The organism is Mesorhizobium sp. P5_C1 (assembly GCF_054049815.1).
The window spans coordinates 1-614 of the sequence record NZ_JBFULQ010001350.1 but is presented as its reverse complement, the minus strand read 5'-3'; the positions used below and the strand labels follow the sequence as shown (position 1 = coordinate 614).

Here is a 614-nt window from a genome sequence, read left to right as displayed (position 1 = left end):
CAATGTCGGAAAAACGTGCAGTGAGAAGATCGATCCTGGTTGTAGCTCTTGGATTCATGGCGCAGAGCTTGAGCGCTTGCGTCAGCACGCCGCCGCCTGCTCCGGAGCAGATGTCGAGGACGCAGGTTGAGACGGCTCCGGCGGATCTGCAGCTTCTTTGCGCCAACGCGGTCGCCAAGTCGAGCGGCGTCAACAGCGCCAAGATACTTCCGATCTCCTCGAGCAAGATCGATTCCAAAACTTATCAGGTCGAGCTCGATGCCGGCGGCAAGAAGACAAGCTGCCTCGTGGACACCGACGGCAACGTGAAATCTGTTGAGCCGGTTTGATTGCCTTTAGTCGAATTCGAATGTCTGAGTTCAGGTGCGGGCCACCGTTTTCCTCTCGACGTTCGGGAGGTCATGTCGCGGCGCCAGCTTTCCTGCCCACGCCCAATCGGTCGATGATCAGCATTCAACTGTGCGGCGTGGTCCCCCGCGCCGGCGGTTTCGCGCGACCCGTCACGATCTTGCGCCAAATGGATAGCTGCACATTATATTAGACGTAGCTTATGATTAAGTCCCGCGAGATCGATGCCCACGCAGGGCTGGTGGGGACTATGGATAGAGAAGACC

General features: G+C 57.8%; 1 protein-coding gene. It reads left to right on the top strand.

All coding sequences use genetic code 11. The annotated features are described in order from the left end of the window. The first annotated feature begins 2 nt into the window (after nt 1-2). Complete coding sequence (locus ACXJ7R_RS35755; RefSeq protein ID WP_457155891.1) at nt 3-329, top strand: hypothetical protein; 327 nt, start codon at nt 3-5, stop codon at nt 327-329. Nucleotides 330-614 lie beyond the last annotated feature (285 nt).